2 protein-coding genes are annotated in these 635 nt (G+C 69.8%); both read left to right on the top strand.

The features are described 5' to 3' along the window. On the top strand, positions 1 to 357 hold a 357-nt coding region (locus CKO15_RS13820; RefSeq protein WP_476729774.1), incomplete at its 5' end, for an isoprenoid biosynthesis enzyme family protein. 91 nt (positions 358 to 448) lie between these two features. Then, positions 449 to 635, top strand: a 187-nt coding sequence (locus CKO15_RS13815) for an SDR family NAD(P)-dependent oxidoreductase (protein ID WP_200197406.1), incomplete at its 3' end; no start/stop codon positions are given.

Raw genomic sequence — 635 nt, 5'->3', positions numbered from 1 at the left:
CGTGACAGTGGCTGGTTGCTGCGCCGTGGTCGTCTGGGAGTTCTGCCAGCAGACGCCCTCGCGCGCCAGGGCATCGCGCAATGGAGTCCATCCGGGCCGCTCCCGGGTGCCGCGCTCGCGTCCGTCCTCGCTGAGCTGCTGCCACTCTGTCACCGGGAGCGGGAGCGCCTGGACCCCGACCTAGCGAGCCTGCCGAGCGCGTTGCGCATCCGGGTGCGGCTCGCCGACACACTGCTGGCCGAGTTGATGGCGAGTGGACTCGCGGTGGCCGATCAGCGCATCGCGCTGACCCCGCTGCGCAAGCTCTGGATCGCCTGGCGCGAGAGCCGGGCCCGCGTGCCCCAACCGATCGCATGAACTCAGGAGAGACCGGTGGGGCGCGCACCGACTGATCCGCGGCTTTCAGGATCACGAACTCAACCGAATCAACGCAGAGGCGGAAACGAACATGGAGACAGCTCAACCAGGCCAGGACACGCTAGAGGGACGCGTGATCCTGATCACGGGCGCGGCGGAGGGGGTCGGGCGCGCCGTGGCCTCAGCCTGCGCACGCGCGGGCGCGAGCGTGGTGCTCTCCGAGCCCAGCGAGACCGACGTCGGCGATCTCTACGACGAGATCAAGGCTAGCGGTGGCC

It is taken from the genome of Halorhodospira abdelmalekii, assembly GCF_016583625.1.
In the GTDB taxonomy this organism is placed as follows: Bacteria; Pseudomonadota; Gammaproteobacteria; order Nitrococcales; family Halorhodospiraceae; genus Halorhodospira; species Halorhodospira abdelmalekii.
Note: the sequence above shows the minus strand (reverse complement) of the source record. Positions and strands in the feature narration are given on the sequence as shown.